Source organism: Pseudomonas sp. R3-57 (genome assembly GCF_051132065.1).
Taxonomy (GTDB): Bacteria; Pseudomonadota; Gammaproteobacteria; order Pseudomonadales; family Pseudomonadaceae; genus Aquipseudomonas.
The window spans coordinates 2,695,941-2,711,929 of the sequence record NZ_CP071655.1 but is presented as its reverse complement, the minus strand read 5'-3'; the positions used below and the strand labels follow the sequence as shown (position 1 = coordinate 2,711,929).

Here is a 15,989-nt window from a genome sequence, read left to right as displayed (position 1 = left end):
GAGTCGAACACAAACTTCAAAGCCAACACAAATCGGCTCCCTCTCCAGGGGGAGAGGGCTGGGCGGGCGGCGTGCCGAAGAGGGGCAAATCCACCGCAAAACCCAAGCCGAGCGCTGCTTCTGTTTGGGCGAGGCACGCCGACGTGTGGTCCCGAGGTGAACTCGGCAAAGTAAAAGCGGTTGGTGCTATTTGACCAAGCGTTTCTCTTTGGAAGGCCGGTAGCCAAAATAGGCGCTGTAACACTTGCTGAAATGGCTCGGCGAGACAAATCCGCAGGCCACCAGCACTTCCACTTGTGACAACTCGGTGTGTTGCAGCAGGCGGCGTGCTTCGGTGATGCGCAGTTCCAGGTAGTAACGCTGCGGTGTGGTGCCGAGTTGTTCCTTGAACAGGCGCTCCAGTTGCCGGCGAGAACGTCCGGCGTACACCGCCAGTTGCTCCAGCTCCAGCGGTTCTTCCAGATTGGCGTCCATCAGCTTGACCACCTCACGCAACGGCGCGCTGACGCAGAGGTTTTCGTCCGGCTTGATCCGCCGGTAGCGCGACTCCTCGAACGCGAGAATGTCCTCGACACCCTCGACCAGCGCCTTGCCGTGCAGGCTCTTGATCCAGTCCAGCGCCATGTGGAAAGCCCCCGACGGGCTCGACGCGGTGAGCCGGTCGCGGTCGATCACATAAGGTTCGCTGCTAACGTGCGTGGCCTTGGCGATTTCGGTCAGCGCCGGACGATGCTCCGGGTGGATGGCGCAGCGATAGCCGTCGAGCAGCCCGGCGCGGCCGAGGAACCACGAACCGTTCCACAACCCGGCCAGACTCACGCCCCGCTCCGCCGCCAGTTTGAGTAAATGCACAAACCCATCGCTGGCGCGCAGTTCGGTGCGATAACCGCCGCACACCACCAGCAGATCCAGCTCCTCGAGCGCGGCTGCGTCGAAGCGCGCATCGGGGCGAATCACCAGCCCCAGGTCGCTGATGACTTCGCCCTCGCCCAGCCCGAACGTGCGCGAAGAAAACAGTCCGGGGCGCAACAGATTGGTGGTCACGACCGCATCCAGCGTCTGCGTAAAGGCCGGCAGTGAAAAGTGTTCAAGCAGCAGAAAACCGGTGCGGGTCAACGGCGCGCTATCGCTGTGCTCATTCAGATAGCGGAGGTTTTTGCCCTTCATGCCTCCGCTGAATTGGCGTCGTTCGGTCAAGTTTCAGTCCATCGGTCATGTTGTTGTGGGCCGATAGTTGGCCGGAACCGATAAAGAGTCAATCGCGCGCACGCAAGGATGATCGAGCCACGCCTCAAACGAACGAGAACATTCCCGCGCCTGCTCGACCTTCGAGTCGGCCACAGAGCACGTAGTGCTGATAACCGCTGGTGAAAGCACCGTTGGAAACCGCCAGCCGCACATCGTCGTTCAAACGAAGGTACTGCGCCTCGTCGAAGTTTTCCGCACTGACTTCGCCGGCACGGCCCAGCCGCTCGCTGTCGACTGGAAACCCGAGGTTTTCGAGCCGTTCGAAATCAATGATGCGATTGACGGCATGTTGTTCGAGTGCGCCCTGGTTGGGAAACGTCGAGTAAATGTGCAAGCCTTTTCTCGCGCAGCGGTTGCACATGTCGACGCAATTCTGCTGGGTCGATTTACGCTGCGTCAGTTCGGCGAGCGGCATGTCGAGATACTTTCCCACCTGGTATTCGGTCTGATTGAAGATCGTGCAGCACAGTACGGTATTGCCATTGCAGTCGATCACCAGCCAGTTATCCTTGAGCTGGCACGCCTGCTTGGGATATTGCTGCATGACGTTCACCAGGTCATCGTACGGCGGCAATGCAAGGCGTTTCAGGGTTTCGTAATCGGTAGCCGTAACAGAGGGGTCGCGCTCGACGATTGCCAGCGTCTTTTCCAAAGGCATCATCACCGAATAGCCAGTGGTAAACACAAACCCGAGACGCTCACTGAACTCGCGCATCAAGGCTTCTTCGTCGATGTTGTCCAGGTAACGGTGATAGTAGACATCGACACGGGTGCTCAAGCCCAGACGTTGCTTGATCTCATGGAGGGCGATCATGTTCTGTTTGACCACTTCGATATCACCGCCCACATGGCCCTTTTTGTAGGTTTCCTGATAGAAACCCGACAGCGATATGCGGAAGTAGCTCGGCTCGGCCAGCAAGGCCTTTTCCATGTTCTTGGCCAGGTTCAGGTTAGTGCTGATCCCGCTCGCCATGCCGGCGGCGTTGATGATCTCGATAAACTCACCGATTTTCGGATGAACCAGAGGCTCGGTCCAGTTATAGAGAAAGATCGTCCGCACTCCCTCGGACCGGGCCTTCTCGACAATTTGCCTGAACATGTCCAGTTGCATGGCTTTTTTGAAATTCAGATTTTCCGAATTCCCCATCGGGCATGACGGGCAGCTCAGATTGCAGGCGCCGACGATATCGATGTACATATTCATTATGCGCATTGCTCCTTGAGTCGAACGTGCGCATCTCATCACTGCTCACGCTCGGGTCGCCGGGTTCGTTGTTTTTTTGACGATATGGGAAAGCGAGAAGCAATAAGCGCACCAAACCCGTTACGCCATCAACGTCACAATCCAGTCGATAAACACCCGCAACTTTAAACTGACATGCCGGTTCGGCGGATACGCGAGGTAAAGCGGCATGCTTTCCAGCCGCCAGCCTTCGAACAACGGCACGAGTTCGCCCCGCGCGACGTGCGCATCGGACATGTAAGTCGGCAGCCACAACACCCCCATCCCGGCCAGACCCGCCGCCAGATAGGCATTGCCGTCGTCGACCGCCAGCACATGGCGGCCTTTGATCTGCAAATGCTGTTCACCTTTGTGCAAGGCATACGGCACTGGTTTACCGGTGCGCGCCCAAAGAAACCCGACCACCCGGTGGTGCGAGTCTTCCAGATCCCGAGGGTGCACAGGCGTGCCTTCGCGGGCCAGATAATCCGGCGCGGCAAATATCCCCAGCTGTAAATCGGCCAATTTGCGCGCCATCAACGACAGATCCAGCAGTTCGCCCCCGCGCACCACGCAATCAACGTTCTCATCGATGATGTCGACGATGCGGTCGCTGACGCCCATGTCGATCTGAATGTCCGGATACCGCGCATGGAACTCTGGCAGTGCCGGCACCAGAATATGCCGCGCGAAGGGGCTCGGCACATCGACGCGCAGTCGCCCCGAAGGCACTGCCGCAACACCGGGCAGGCTGGTTTCAGCGTCGTCCAGCTCGGCCAGCAGCTTGACTACTCGCTGGTAATAAGCCGCGCCATCGGCGGTGACGTTGACCTTGCGCGTGGTGCGGTTGAGCAGTTTGACCCGCAAGCGCGCCTCCAGCTGTTGCACCAACTGGGTCACGGTGGTCTTGCTCATGTGCAAGGTTTCTGCCGCTTTGGTGAAGCTCCCCGCCTCGACCACTCGGGCGAAGGCCTGCATTGCGTCAAAACGGTCCAAGGTCGCGCCTCGATTGTTTGGAATTTGCAAACAGTGAACGCCAAGCTTGCGCGTTTATCGGCCTGCTGCAAATACCTAAAGTGGCGCCATCACCCTCTGATGGAGACACCCCGATGACTCAGCGCGACGTTGTTTTCCCGCCCACCCGCCGCACGCTCTACGAGCGCCACCGTTATTCTCCGGCGATTCGCTCGAACGGTTTTCTGTTTGTGTCCGGGCAAGTCGGCAGTACCGAGGACGGCACGCCAGAACCGGATCTGAAAGATCAGGTACGCCAGGCGTTCCACAACCTCAATGCGATCCTTGACGAGGCCGGTGCCAGCTTCGAGAACGTGGTCGACGTGACGATTTTCATCGTCGACCCGCAATCGAAATTCGAGACGATCTGGAATGTCGTTCTGACGGAATTCTGGGGCGATGCACCGCACCCGACGGTGACGGCGGTTGGCGTGACCTGGCTGTACGGCTTCGATTTCGAGATCAAGGTAATCGCCCGGTTGCCCGAGGCTGCCTGATCGATTTACAACACGGTCCGGCGGCTGAAAATATCCGGACATAGCCGAGCGGTTGCCAAGGCCAGCCGCGTCTGGTTGCATAGCCATCCTCAAACCCAGGCCAGCGCCTACCCAAGGCGCTGGCCTTTGTGCGTGTGAATACGTATAACCTCGCCGACTCGTCTACCCTGAGTGTGCGTCACACGTCGCGACTTCAGCCCTTTGGACGCTTACGAAACGGAGAATTTCATGCTCAAACGAACCCTGGCACTGACCGCCGGCCTGGCCCTGTCTGTGTCTGCGCTGATGACGCAGGCCGCTGATGTGTTGCGCGTCAGCGCGATTCCGGATGAAGCGCCGACCGAACTGCTGCGAAAGTTCGAACCGCTGGGCGCGTATCTGGAACAGCAACTGGGCATGAAGGTGCAGTTCGTGCCGGTGGCCGACTATCCGGCCGTGGTTGAAGCCCTGGCTACCGATCGCCTCGACATGGCCTGGCTCGGTGGTTTCACTTTTGTTCAGGCACGTTTGAAGACCGAGGCGACGACGCCAGTAATTCCCTTGGTCCAGCGTGAGCAGGACGCGCAGTTCACCAGCAAATTCATCACGGCCGACCCGAACGTCAAAAGCCTCGCTGATCTCAAGGGCAAGACCTTCGCCTTTGGTTCGGTGTCGTCGACCTCCGGCAGCCTGATGCCGCGTTATTTCATGCTGAAAAATGACGGCATCAAGCCGGAAGCGTATTTCAGCCGTGTCGCCTATTCCGGCGCCCACGACGCTACCGTTGCCTGGGTGCAGGCCGGCAAGGTCGATGCCGGTGTGCTGAACGCCAGCGTCTGGCAGAAACTGGTGGATGCCGGCAAGGTCGACACCAACAAGGTCAAGGTCTTTGCCACCACGCCGACCTACTTCGATTACAACTGGACCGTGCGCGGCACCCTTGATCCGGCGCTCGCGGCGAAAATCAAGAAAGCGTTCCTTGATCTCGACCCGGCCAAGCCTGAGCAAAAGAAAATCCTCGACCTGCAGGCCGCCAGCCGCTTCATCGACACCAAACCCGAGAATTACAAGGGCATCGAGGAAGCCGCCCGCGCCGCCGAACTGTTGAAATGACCCTAAGCCTTAACCAGGGCAGCTTGCGCCACGCCAATGGCGTCGATGCCCTTCGTTCTGTCGATCTACAGATTGCCGCGGGCGAGCAGGTCGCGATCATCGGCCCGTCCGGCGCCGGCAAATCGAGCCTGCTCAACCTGCTGTCTACCGCATTGCGGCCCAGCAGCGGTGACATCGAAGTGCTCGGCGAACGCGCCTGGCACTTGCCCGCCCGCCAGCGTCAACGCCTGCGTGCGCGGATTGGCCTGGTGCATCAGGCGCCGCCGCTACCGCCGCGTCAGCGTGTAGTCACGGCGGTACTGGCCGGCAAGCTTGGCCAATGGAGTCTGGGCAAAAGCCTGTTGAATCTGTTGCATCCGCTGGATGTGGCCGGTGCGCGGGCGGCGCTGGCGCGGCTGGATCTCGGTGACAAATTGTTCGCGCATTGCCAGCAATTGTCTGGCGGCCAGTTGCAGCGCGTCGGCATCGCCCGCGTGCTGTATCAGGCGCCGGAGGTGTTGCTGGCCGACGAACCCGTGTCGGCGATGGACCCGGTGATGGCCGGGCATACCTTGTCGGTGCTGTCGCGCCATGCCCGCGAGCATAACGTCACCCTGGTGGCGAGCCTGCACGCGGTGGACCTGGCGCTGTCGCACTTCCCGCGCATCATTGGTCTACGTGACGGGCAGATCCTGTTCGACAGCCCGTCCGGGCAAGTCAGCCGGAAAATGCTCGACGCGCTGTACGCCAACGAAAAACTGCAATCGCCGACTGCGGCGGCGCCGCCGCTGACTGTGCAGATCCCACGATGCTGAAGGCCGATTCACGCGACCCGGCCGCCTGGCCGAGACTGCTTCTGACGCTGTTGGCGATTGCCCTGCTGTGGCCGGGCATTCATTTGAGCGAACTGAATCTGGGCGTGTTGCTGCCTGACAGCCAGAACGAGATGGGCCGCTTTGTCGCGCAGTTCTGGCCACCGGCGCATGACGCCGCGTTCATGCAGATTCTGCTGACCGCGACCCTGCAAACCCTGGCCATTGCCACGGCCGGCATGGCCTTGGCGCTGCTGCTGGCGGTGCCGGCCAGCCTGATCGCCAGCCGCGCGTTGTCACTGTCGGCGGCGTCACGGGGCGGCGTCCCGAGTCGCCTGGGACGGTTGCTGCGCTGGCCGGTGCGCGGCTTGCTGATTTTCCTGCGCAGCGTGCCAGAGATCGTCTGGGCGCTGCTGTTCGTGCGTGCGGTCGGCCTCGGCCCGGCGGCGGGTGTGCTGGCGATTGCCATCACTTACAGCGGCATGCTCGGCAAGGTGTACGCGGAGATTTTCGAGTCCACCGACCAACGCCCGGCCCACGCCTTGATGCAGGCCGGCAGCGGTCGACTGGCGGCGTTCGCCTACGGCACGCTGCCCAATGTCGCGGCGGAACTGTTGTCTTACAGCGTCTACCGCTGGGAATGCGCGATCCGCGCTTCGGTGGTGATGGGCTTTGTTGGCGCCGGAGGTTTGGGTCAGCAGATCGACTTGTCGATCCGCATGTTCGCCGGCGGCGAAGTGGCGAGCATGTTGCTGATGTTTCTGCTGCTGGTGCTGCTGGCCGATCAGTTCAGCCGTTTGCTGCGCTGGAGGCTGGCATGAATCGTCTGATCAACCTGCTGCTGATCGCGGCGATCGGCGTCGCGGTGGTTGCTTCGTTCAGCTATCTGGGGCTCAACCTCGGCGAATTGGGCAGCGCGGCCAGCCTCAAGCAGATGGGCGCTTATGTGCAGCGCTTTCTCAGCCCGGACCTGAGCGCGGACTACCTCAAAGCGATTCTCCACGGTTCGCTGGAAACCCTGGCCATGTCGGCGCTCGGCACGTTGCTCGCGGCCGTGTTCGGCATCGTCGTGGCGCTGCCCGCCGCCGGGCGTTTCGGCTGGCCGCTGCAAAGCCTTTCGCGCCTGTTGCTCAACGGTCTGCGGGCGATACCGGAACTGGTCTGGGCGGCGCTGATGGTTTTGGCCGCCGGTCTTGGGCCCAACGCCGGCACCCTCGCCCTCGCCCTGCACACCACCGGCGTGCTCGGTCGGCTGTTCGCCGAAGCGCTGGAAAACACCCCGCCGCAACCGGCCGAAGCGATCCGTTTGCAGGGCGGCAATCCGCTGCTCGCGTTCTGCTACGGCACCCTGCCGAACCTTGCGCCGCAACTGCTCGCGTACATGCTGTATCGCTGGGAAAACAACATCCGCATGGCCAGCGTGCTGGGCTTTGTCGGCGCCGGCGGGCTGGGGCAGATGCTCTATGTCAGCCTCAGTCTGTTTCAGGAAGCCCAGGCCAGTACGGTGATTCTGGCGATGCTGGTGCTGGTGTTTCTGGTCGACTGGTTGAGTGCCTGGAGCCGCCAGCGTTGGGTCAAGGCCTAAGGTTTACAGGCAGCTCAGTGGATATCTGGCAAAAGCTGATTATGCTTGAGGAAACCTCGCCGCCCGGCGAGGCGGTCAGACTGTGCACGCGACACGCGACAGCAAGGGCGATTTTTGCCACAAGGCCAGAGTGAACAAGCAGTAACGGGGGACTCCGGCCTACAACAATAAGCACAACGGAGAACACCCATGGCCTCAATCGACACAGCATCCACCGGCAGTCCACCGCGCAGCGGCGGCATCACCAAGGAAGAGCGCAAGGTTATCTTCGCCTCATCCCTGGGCACGGTTTTCGAGTGGTACGACTTTTACCTCTACGGCTCACTGGCGGCGATCATCGCCAAGCACTTCTTTGCCGGCGTCAACGAAACCACTGCATTCATCTTTGCCCTGCTCGCCTTTGCGGCGGGCTTTGCGGTGCGGCCGTTCGGCGCGATCGTGTTCGGCCGGCTCGGCGACATGATCGGGCGCAAACACACTTTTCTGATCACCATCGTGATCATGGGCGTGTCCACCGCCATTGTCGGCTTGTTGCCCAGTTACGCGACCATCGGCGTCGCCGCACCGATCATCCTGATCATCCTGCGTTTGCTCCAGGGTCTGGCGCTGGGCGGCGAATATGGCGGCGCCGCGACTTACGTGGCCGAGCACGCGCCGCGCAATCGGCGCGGCTTTTTCACCTCGTGGATTCAAACCACCGCCACGCTCGGGCTGTTTCTGTCGTTGCTGGTGATTCTGGCCTGCCGCACCGCGCTGGGCACGGAAGCGTTCGAAGCATGGGGCTGGCGGATTCCGTTTCTGCTGTCGATCCTGCTGCTGATCGTCTCGGTGTACATCCGCCTGCAACTGAGCGAGTCGCCGGTGTTCCAGAAAATGAAGGCCGAAGGCAAGGCGTCGAAAGCGCCGCTGACCGAATCCTTCGCCCGCTGGGACAACCTCAAAGTGGTGATCATGTCGCTGCTCGGCGGCACGGCCGGGCAAGCGGTGGTCTGGTACACCGGGCAGTTCTACGCATTGTTCTTCCTGTTGCAGACACTGAAAATCGATGCGCAGACTGCCAACCTGCTGATCGCCGGTTCGTTGATCATCGGCACGCCGTTTTTCGTCATCTTCGGCAGCCTCTCCGACCGCATCGGGCGCAAGCCGATCATCATGGTCGGTTGCATTCTGGCGGCGCTGACTTACTTCCCGATCTTTAACGCGCTGACCCAGTACGGCAATCCCGATGTGTTCGTTGCACAGGAGAAAAACCCGGTCAAGGTGATCGCCAATCCCGACCAGTGCTCGTTCCAGTTCGACCCGGTGGGCAAGGCTCGCTTCACCAGTTCCTGCGATCTGGCGAAGACCTTGTTGGCCAAACGCGCGATTCCCTATGAAAACGTCGAGGCAGAACCGGGCATCGTCGCGCAAGTGCGCATCGGCGACAAAGTCATCGAAAGCTTCGAAGGCAGCGCCCTGCCCGCCGCCGACTTCAAGGCGCGCAACGACGCCTTCACCGCCAGCCTCGCCGCCGCGCTGAAGGAAGCCGGCTACCCGGAAAAAGCCGATCCGGCGAAGATCAACTACCCGATGGTGCTGCTGTTGCTGACCATCCTGGTGATCTACGTGACCATGGTCTACGGGCCGATTGCGGCGTGGCTGGTCGAATTGTTCCCGACGCGCATCCGCTACACCTCGATGTCGCTGCCCTACCACATCGGCAACGGCTGGTTCGGCGGCTTCCTGCCGACGGTGGCCTTCGCCATGGTCGCGGCCACCGGGGATATCTATTACGGCCTGTGGTACCCGATCGTCATCGCCGTGATGACAGCGGTGCTCGGCACGTTCTTCCTGCCGGAAACCAAGGACCGCGACATTCTCAAGGACTGACCGGCGACACGGCGCCCGCTGGCAACGAGCGGGCGCCATTGGCTATCAACCGGCCGAAAAATATCGAACCCGCCGCTTTGTGATGCCTCCAATGGTTACACCAATGGAGGTCATCACCATGAACAGCAACCACAACGACAAAACCCCGAAAGGCCCACCTACCGACACTTCCGGTAAACCGGTGAATGTGGTGGAGCGTGCGCTTGAAGATCGCGATGAAAGCACCGAGGGCGTGGACAAGGTCATTACTCCGTCGTCGACCCGTGTGAAAGAGCAAGATGCCGAAGAGCTGCAGCGCAAGGTGGATGAGATCGAGCGCAAGGTGGCGGATGGCAACTGAGGTGGTTTGTCAGTTGTAGCCCGTTCTGCCCCGAGGTGATGAGGGAGAGTCTGCTCGGCGTCGAATGTTCTTCGGATTCGAGACCGTCTGCCCTCACCCTAGCCCTCCCGAAACGTCGGACCGCCCAGAGGGAGAGGGAACTGATTGGGGGATATTCAAGCGTTACGCTAGCCTGAACGATTCGCTGTGAATCCATAATCGACACGGTTCTTCAGGTCGATGTATGACAGAAGACACCGCGGTCAGTCCCCTCTCCCTCTGGGAGAGGGCTAGGGTGAGGGCTGTTGCAGGCTCAACGCATTCCCCAAGGCAGCCCCACCCGCCGTGTTATCAAAAATGCACCAGGTCTCGACACCCGACGCAACCTCCGCCAACAATCTGCGCTGCAGCTCCTCAAGGAAATCCGCCGAATAATCGCTGAAATAAATCCGCGGCGATCCATGCAAGCGCCAATACCGCACGCCCGCCCAACCTCGCGGTTCGCTGTCCGTGCTGATGCGCGAAGGATCCACCGCTGCCTGAGCAATTCGATAGCTGACCAACATCGGCTCAGCCGAAACCCAGGTTTCATGACGCGGCTCCAGCACCACAGCGCCATCGAAACGCTCACGCAAAGCACGGAAAAACCCGTCTGCCCCAACCGCATCAAACGTCAACGACGGCGGCAACTGCACCAGCAGACACCCCAAGCGATCGCCCAATCCACCGCACTGCGCAAGGAATTCATCAAGCAGCGCTTCACAATCAAGCAAACGCCGCTCATGGGTGATCTGTTTGGGTATTTTCACTGAAAAGCGAAAACCGTCCGCCACCGAATCCGCCCAGCGTTCATAGGTCTGACGTCGATGCGGACGGTAGAACGAGCTGTTGATCTCCACGGCACTGAGCCGCGCCGCGTAGCGCTGCAAATGCGTGCCGACCGAAGGAAACTGCGGCCAGTACTCACGGCCCAGGCTCCAGCCGGCACAACCCATCAACAGCTTTGCTTCACGCTCTTCGCTGCTCATTTCTTGCCTGGCAACACCGCACCGAGGACTTGCTTGGCGGTTTGCACAATCACCCCGGCTTCATCCGGGTCGCCTTTGAGCAGCGTGGTCGCGAACTTTTTCGCTTGCTCCAGCTTGATGTGCGGCGGCAGCGGCGGCACGTTCGGGTCGGTCTTGAATTCGATCAGCACCGGCACATCCGAGGCCAGCGCCTGCTCCCACGCGCCGGCAACGTCCTCTTCGCGCTCGACATAAATGCCCTTGAGACCAATCGAAATGGCAAACAGGTGATACGGCACGTCGGGAATGCTTTGCGACGCCTCGAACTTCGGATCGCCCTCCATCACCCGCTGCTCCCAGGTCACCTGATTGAGGTCTTCGTTATTGAACACCGCGCAGATCCATTTCGGACTCGCCCACTGCCGCCAGTATTTGGCGACCGTGATCAGCTCGGCCATGTTGTTCATCTGCATCGCGCCATCGCCAACCAGCGCAATCACCGACCGCTCGGGATAGGCGAACTTGGCAGCAATCGCGTAGGGCACCGCCGCGCCCATCGAGGCGAGGCCGCCGGACAGCGAGCATTTCATGCCGCGGCGGGTTTTCAGATCGCGTGCGTACCAGTTGGCGCACGAGCCGGAATCGCTGGTGATGATCGCCTGCTCGGGCAAACGTGGTGAAAGCTCATAGACCACGCGTTGCGGGTTGATCGGATTGGCTTTGGCCATGGCGCGTTTTTCCAGGGTTTTCTCCCAGGTGCCGCGCCAGCCTTCGATTTTCTTGCGCCATTTGCCCGCGTCTTTTTTCTCCAGCAGCGGCAACAGCGCGGCGAGGGTTTCCGCCGCGTCGCCGACCAGGTTGACCTCCATCGGGTAGCGCAGGCTGAGCATGTCGGGTTGCAAATCGATCTGCACGCCACGGGCCTGGCCCTCTTTGGGCAGGAATTCCGAATACGGGAAACCTGAACCGATCATCAGCAAGGTGTCGCACTCGCTCATCAGCTTGTAGCTCGGCTCGGTGCCGAGCAGGCCGATGCTGCCGGTGACCCACGGTAACTCGTCGGGTAGTACGGCTTTGCCGAGCAACGCCTTGGCCACCCCGGCGCCGAGTTTTTCCGCCACGGCAATCACCTCATCGGTCGCCTGCAACGCCCCGGCGCCGACCAGAATGGCAACTTTCTCGCCTGCATTCAGCACCTCGGCGGCGCGCTGCAGATCCGCCTCGTAAGGCAGCACTTTCGGCTTGCTGTAGCCGACGCCTGAGTGCGCCGTGCCATGGGCTCTGGGCGGTGCTTCGTAGGGCAGGTCCTGCAAATCATTGGGCAGGATAATCGCCGTCACTCGCCGCTCACCGACAGCCGTACGCACCGCGCGATCAAGCAGATGGCGCACCTGCGCTGGTGCCGAGGCCTGTTGCACGAACGCGCCGGCGACGTCCTTGAACATCGACACCAGATCGAGTTCCTGCTGGTAGTGACTGCCCAGCGCGGTGCGCGCCTGCTGACCGACGATGGCCAGCACCGGCATATGGTCCATCCGTGCATCGTAAAGACCGGTGATCAAGTGCGACGCGCCAGGGCCGGACGTGGCGATGCACACGCCCAGCTCACCGGTGAACTTGGCATGGGCCGAGGCCATGAACGCGGCCATTTCCTCATGCCGCGCCTGGACGAATTCGATCTTGCCCTGTGCCCGACTCAGCGCACCGAACACGCCGTTGATGCCGTCGCCCGGGTAGCCAAAAATGCGCGTCACGCCCCACTCGCTGAGCCGTTCGACCAGAAAATCCCCCACTGTCATCGTCATCTTGATCCTCGCCTTTCACCGTTTACAGGGTGCATTTGCGACGCGGCACGCGCCGGCAGGTGTATGGGTCTGGACCATCGACGGAACGGCGAAGTTTCGATGAATTTGCACTGGCGAGCGATTCGCCAGCGAGACTGGATGACGCATCGGTGAGCCTTTTGTCAGCCACTCGACGAGTTTTCTGAGGCGTTTGCCCTCCCCTGCGGTCGACAGCACAATGACCGCCGGAGGACGAACGATGACTGACGTAACTAGCTTTTTGCTCGAGCGTAACGACTGGGTACCGAACAATCCGCAATTGCCGGTGCTGGTGTATTCCAACGCATTAGCCCTCGAAGGCGACGACCCGGCCGCGCTGTTCGAAAAGACCTTCCGCGCCAACGGCTGGCCGCCGCAGTTTCGCTACCACGTTTACGATTTCCATCACTACCACACCCAGGGCCACGAGGTGCTGGGCGTCGCCCAGGGTCATGCACGGCTGATGCTCGGCGGGCCCGGTGGGCGCGAGGTGCAAGTCAGTGCCGGTGATGTGTTGCTGCTGCCGGTCGGCACTGGCCATTGCAGCGTTGAATCCAGCCCCGACTTTCTTGTGGTCGGCGCGTATCCACCGGGGCAGCAAGGTGATATCTGCACTGAAGCGCCGAATGCCGAGCAACGTCAGCATCTCTCCAACGTGGAGTATCCGCAGCAAGACCCGGTGCAGGGCGAGCACGGCGCGCTGTTACAGCACTGGACCAGATAGCGCTCAGCGATGCGGGTGCACGGTCAGCGCGACGAGTCTGCTCACTACTGGCCGAACCACCAGAATGCACAGAAAGGCCACCGGCATCGCCAGTTTGTAGGCGTGCAAGGCATTGCTCAGGTAATTGTTATCAATGCCGGCGTTCGCCGCGGTGATCACCAGCGACATGAGAAAGGCCATGATCGTCGCCATGTACAACGCGAACACATACGGCGTGGCGCGCGGCGAGAGCTTACGGCGGCTCGAGATGGCGGTTTCGGTGGCTTCACTCATAGGGCTTTCATCCATTGGCGTTGACAGGGAGCCCGCACCTTAGCAACGCCGCAGGCACGCAACTAGACGGCCAGCGGCAGGTACTTTATAAAGCACAACTTACGAATCTGCGGTGCACGACCCCTGAATGAATCTTCTCGCGGCGATTGCCAGTTTTATCAAAGTGGTGGAATCCGGCTCGATTGTCGGGGCCGCCAAATCGCTGGGGGTCAGCGCGGCGGCCGTGAGCCAGACGCTCAACCGTCTCGAAGCGCATCTGGGCGTGCGCCTGCTGCAACGCACCACCCGGAGCATGGCGCTGACTGAGAACGGCGCGGTGTATTACGAGAAGGTCAGGCAGATTGCGGCGGATCTGGAATCCGCGCAGAGTTCGATCTGCGGCGATCAGAAAGAACTCAAAGGACGTCTGGTCATCGCCTCCACCGCCGCGTTCGGTCGGCACGTGCTCGCGGGCCTGATCGCCGGATTCGCCGCGCAACACCCAGGCCTGTTGATCGAGCTGTCGGCCACCGACGGCAAGATCAACCATATTCAGGATGGCATCGATCTGAGCCTGCGCATCCGCCCGCAACTCGAAGACGGCATCGTCGCGCGCAAACTGGTCTCGCTGCCCTTCATTCTTTGCGCCGCGCCGACTTATCTTGCGCGCGCCGGTTGGCCGCAATCGCCTGATGACTTGCAACACCATGCCTGCCTGGCCTTTCGTTACCCGCTGGACGGGCGCTTCCTGCGCTGGGGTTTTGTCCGCGACGGGCAGCGTTATGACGCGCCCATCCAGGCCAGCGCGATCAGCGACGATATCGACGCGCTGACGCAAATGGCCCTGCATGGCGCGGGCATCACCCGCCTGGCCGAGTTCGTCGCCGCGCCATATCTGGCCAGCGGCCAATTGTTGCCATTGCTCGACAACCCGCGCAGCGCAGTGACCGAGCCGATGGATATCTACGCCTGCGTACAGGAACGCGCCGCGATGACGCCCAAAGTCCGCACATTCCTTGCGTACCTGACACAGCAACTCGCCGCACGCTGGCCGAAGCACGAGTCAGCTGCCAGCAACTAACTCTGGCATGCGCCGGAAATTTTCCTTACGGTGATCATCTATTTTCAGCCTGCCCACGATGAGGTCCGATTCATGAGCAATGCGCCTTACGTTCCGCCCAAAGTCTGGAAACACGAAGCCCCGTCCGGCGGCCACTTCGCCAGTATCAACCGCCCGATCGCCGGGCCGACTCACGACAAAACCCTGCCGGTCGGCAAACACCCCTTGCAGCTGTATTCGCTGGCCACGCCCAACGGCGTCAAAGTGACCATCCTGCTTGAGGAACTGCTGGCGCTGGGGCATGCCGGCGCCGAATACGACGCGTGGCTGATCCGCATCGGCGAGGGCGATCAGTTCTCCAGCGGTTTCGTCGAGATCAACCCGAACTCGAAGATTCCGGCGCTGCTGGACCGTAGCGTCGAACCAGCGATCCGTGTGTTCGAGTCCGGCTCGATCCTGCTGTATCTGGCGGAAAAATTCGGCGCCTTCCTGCCCAAAGACCCCGCCGGACGCACCGAAACACTCAACTGGCTGTTCTGGCAGATGGGCTCGGCGCCTTACCTTGGCGGCGGCTTCGGGCATTTCTACGCGTATGCCCCGGAAAAACTGGAATACCCGATCAACCGCTTCACCATGGAAGCCAAGCGGCAGCTGGACGTGCTCAATCAGCGTCTTGCAGAGAACGCCTACCTTGCCGGCAACGAGTACAGCATCGCCGACATCGCGGTGTGGCCGTGGTACGGGCAACTGGTGCGCAACAACGTCTACTCCGCCGCCGAATTCCTCGCCGCGCACGAATATACCCATGTGCAGCGCTGGGCCGAAGCCATCGCCCAACGCCCGGCAGTGATGCGCGGCCAGCGGGTCAATCGCACCTGGGGCGATGAAGCCAGCCAAGTGCCGGAGCGCCACAGTGCAGATGATCTGAACTGAAATCGCCATCGCCGGGCAACTTCCACAAGCTGACCGCGTTCCGACTGAAAGAACGCGGTCAACCTGTGGGAGCTTGCCTGCAAGCGATAGGGGTTGAACATTCAACATCGCATGACTGAAAAGAAAGCCATCGCCAGCAGGCTGGCTCACACAGTTGGGCCAGGTAAATCTGACAGATTTTGATTGGCTGTCAGACCGTCATCGCTGGCAAGCCAGCTCCCACAGAGACCGAGTACAGCCAGCAGGCCGAGTGCCCAGCTCGCCTGCCTTTGATCTTGATACCAGCGATGTAGAAGGCTGAGGCTGAAATCAGTCTGAAAATCAAAAGCCCCTCATCGGAACGCCGCCCGCCTATCCCTCTCCCGGAGGGAGAGGGGACTGACCGTGGTGGATGTGAGATATACGCTGACGTGCAATACCGAGTCGTACTCAAATTTTGAACAACCCACAAATCGGCCCCCTCTCCAAGGGGAGAGGGCTGGGCGGGCGGCGTTCCGATGAGGGGCAAATCCACTGCAAATCCAAAGCCGTGCGCCGCTTCTCACCACTCAAT

16 protein-coding genes are annotated in these 15,989 nt (G+C 60.9%); 10 read left to right on the top strand and 6 right to left on the bottom strand.

What is annotated here, in order from left to right:
- Positions 1–186: 186 nt before the first annotated feature.
- From J3P93_RS12330 to J3P93_RS12320, 3 genes are all read right to left on the bottom strand, one after another.
- Positions 187–1,197: a GlxA family transcriptional regulator gene (locus J3P93_RS12330; protein ID WP_434597749.1), complete on the bottom strand. Its 1,011-nt coding sequence runs from the start codon at positions 1,195–1,197 to the stop codon at positions 187–189.
- Positions 1,198–1,291: 94 nt separating this feature from the next.
- Positions 1,292–2,452, bottom strand: a complete 1,161-nt coding sequence (locus tag J3P93_RS12325) for a radical SAM/SPASM domain-containing protein (RefSeq protein ID WP_434597746.1) — start codon at positions 2,450–2,452, stop codon at positions 1,292–1,294.
- Between the two features lie 120 nt (positions 2,453–2,572).
- On the bottom strand, positions 2,573–3,466 hold the full coding sequence (locus tag J3P93_RS12320) for a LysR substrate-binding domain-containing protein (protein WP_434597743.1): 894 nt from the start codon (positions 3,464–3,466) through the stop codon (positions 2,573–2,575).
- Positions 3,467–3,579: 113 nt separating this feature from the next.
- On the opposite strand from J3P93_RS12320, the gene J3P93_RS12315 reads away from it, so the two are divergent.
- From J3P93_RS12315 to J3P93_RS12285, 7 genes are all read left to right on the top strand, one after another.
- The gene (locus tag J3P93_RS12315; protein WP_434597741.1) at positions 3,580–3,981 is read left to right on the top strand and encodes a RidA family protein; all 402 of its coding nucleotides are present in this window, start codon (positions 3,580–3,582) and stop codon (positions 3,979–3,981) included.
- Positions 3,982–4,209: 228 nt separating this feature from the next.
- A complete protein-coding gene (locus tag J3P93_RS12310) occupies positions 4,210–5,073 on the top strand; it encodes a putative selenate ABC transporter substrate-binding protein (protein WP_434597739.1) in 864 nt (287 codons plus the stop codon).
- Entirely contained in the window at positions 5,070–5,867 is a 798-nt protein-coding gene (locus J3P93_RS12305) for a phosphonate ABC transporter ATP-binding protein (protein WP_434597737.1), read from the top strand. The genes J3P93_RS12310 and J3P93_RS12305 overlap by 4 nt, the downstream gene beginning before the upstream one ends.
- Positions 5,861–6,685 (top strand): PhnE/PtxC family ABC transporter permease, encoded by an 825-nt coding sequence (locus J3P93_RS12300; RefSeq protein ID WP_434597735.1) that lies wholly within the window; start codon positions 5,861–5,863, stop codon positions 6,683–6,685. Before J3P93_RS12305 ends, J3P93_RS12300 begins: the two co-directional genes overlap by 7 nt.
- The gene (gene phnE / locus J3P93_RS12295) at positions 6,682–7,449 is read left to right on the top strand and encodes a phosphonate ABC transporter, permease protein PhnE (RefSeq protein ID WP_434597732.1); all 768 of its coding nucleotides are present in this window, start codon (positions 6,682–6,684) and stop codon (positions 7,447–7,449) included. Before J3P93_RS12300 ends, phnE begins: the two co-directional genes overlap by 4 nt.
- 189 nt (positions 7,450–7,638) lie before the next feature.
- A complete protein-coding gene (locus tag J3P93_RS12290; protein ID WP_434597730.1) occupies positions 7,639–9,318 on the top strand; it encodes an MFS transporter in 1,680 nt (559 codons plus the stop codon).
- A gap of 118 nt (positions 9,319–9,436) precedes the next feature.
- Positions 9,437–9,658 (top strand): hypothetical protein, encoded by a 222-nt coding sequence (locus J3P93_RS12285; protein ID WP_434597727.1) that lies wholly within the window; start codon positions 9,437–9,439, stop codon positions 9,656–9,658.
- Positions 9,659–9,927: 269 nt separating this feature from the next.
- Here the strand turns inward: J3P93_RS12285 and J3P93_RS12280 are convergent, their stop codons facing one another.
- Together J3P93_RS12280 and J3P93_RS12275 are read right to left on the bottom strand one after the other, a co-directional pair.
- Positions 9,928–10,665, bottom strand: coding sequence for a DUF72 domain-containing protein (locus J3P93_RS12280; protein WP_434597724.1), 738 nt, complete (start codon positions 10,663–10,665; stop codon positions 9,928–9,930).
- On the bottom strand, positions 10,662–12,449 hold the full coding sequence (locus J3P93_RS12275) for a thiamine pyrophosphate-requiring protein (RefSeq protein WP_434597722.1): 1,788 nt from the start codon (positions 12,447–12,449) through the stop codon (positions 10,662–10,664). The genes J3P93_RS12280 and J3P93_RS12275 overlap by 4 nt, the downstream gene beginning before the upstream one ends.
- A gap of 238 nt (positions 12,450–12,687) precedes the next feature.
- On the opposite strand from J3P93_RS12275, the gene J3P93_RS12270 reads away from it, so the two are divergent.
- Positions 12,688–13,191, top strand: a complete 504-nt coding sequence (locus J3P93_RS12270; RefSeq protein ID WP_434597720.1) for a cupin — start codon at positions 12,688–12,690, stop codon at positions 13,189–13,191.
- A 3-nt stretch (positions 13,192–13,194) separates the two neighbouring features.
- Here J3P93_RS12270 and J3P93_RS12265 read toward each other — a convergent pair whose 3' ends face one another.
- Positions 13,195–13,464, bottom strand: a complete 270-nt coding sequence (locus tag J3P93_RS12265; RefSeq protein ID WP_434597718.1) for a DUF2798 domain-containing protein — start codon at positions 13,462–13,464, stop codon at positions 13,195–13,197.
- A 127-nt stretch (positions 13,465–13,591) separates the two neighbouring features.
- On the opposite strand from J3P93_RS12265, the gene J3P93_RS12260 reads away from it, so the two are divergent.
- Together J3P93_RS12260 and yghU are read left to right on the top strand one after the other, a co-directional pair.
- Positions 13,592–14,524, top strand: coding sequence for a LysR family transcriptional regulator (locus J3P93_RS12260; protein ID WP_434597716.1), 933 nt, complete (start codon positions 13,592–13,594; stop codon positions 14,522–14,524).
- A gap of 72 nt (positions 14,525–14,596) precedes the next feature.
- A complete protein-coding gene (yghU, locus tag J3P93_RS12255) occupies positions 14,597–15,436 on the top strand; it encodes a glutathione-dependent disulfide-bond oxidoreductase (RefSeq protein WP_434597714.1) in 840 nt (279 codons plus the stop codon).
- Positions 15,437–15,989: the final 553 nt, after the last annotated feature.

Coding starts and splice junctions, on each gene's coding strand:
- J3P93_RS12290 (WP_434597730.1), top strand. CDS start 7,639: ATGGCCTCAATCGACACAGCATCCACCGGCAGTCCACCGCGCAGCGGC.
- phnE (WP_434597732.1), top strand. CDS start 6,682: ATGAATCGTCTGATCAACCTGCTGCTGATCGCGGCGATCGGCGTCGCG.
- J3P93_RS12265 (WP_434597718.1), bottom strand. CDS start 13,464: ATGAGTGAAGCCACCGAAACCGCCATCTCGAGCCGCCGTAAGCTCTCG.
- J3P93_RS12270 (WP_434597720.1), top strand. CDS start 12,688: ATGACTGACGTAACTAGCTTTTTGCTCGAGCGTAACGACTGGGTACCG.
- J3P93_RS12280 (WP_434597724.1), bottom strand. CDS start 10,665: ATGAGCAGCGAAGAGCGTGAAGCAAAGCTGTTGATGGGTTGTGCCGGC.
- J3P93_RS12305 (WP_434597737.1), top strand. CDS start 5,070: ATGACCCTAAGCCTTAACCAGGGCAGCTTGCGCCACGCCAATGGCGTC.
- J3P93_RS12260 (WP_434597716.1), top strand. CDS start 13,592: ATGAATCTTCTCGCGGCGATTGCCAGTTTTATCAAAGTGGTGGAATCC.
- J3P93_RS12315 (WP_434597741.1), top strand. CDS start 3,580: ATGACTCAGCGCGACGTTGTTTTCCCGCCCACCCGCCGCACGCTCTAC.
- J3P93_RS12310 (WP_434597739.1), top strand. CDS start 4,210: ATGCTCAAACGAACCCTGGCACTGACCGCCGGCCTGGCCCTGTCTGTG.
- J3P93_RS12325 (WP_434597746.1), bottom strand. CDS start 2,452: ATGAATATGTACATCGATATCGTCGGCGCCTGCAATCTGAGCTGCCCG.
- yghU (WP_434597714.1), top strand. CDS start 14,597: ATGAGCAATGCGCCTTACGTTCCGCCCAAAGTCTGGAAACACGAAGCC.
- J3P93_RS12275 (WP_434597722.1), bottom strand. CDS start 12,449: ATGACGATGACAGTGGGGGATTTTCTGGTCGAACGGCTCAGCGAGTGG.
- J3P93_RS12300 (WP_434597735.1), top strand. CDS start 5,861: ATGCTGAAGGCCGATTCACGCGACCCGGCCGCCTGGCCGAGACTGCTT.
- J3P93_RS12285 (WP_434597727.1), top strand. CDS start 9,437: ATGAACAGCAACCACAACGACAAAACCCCGAAAGGCCCACCTACCGAC.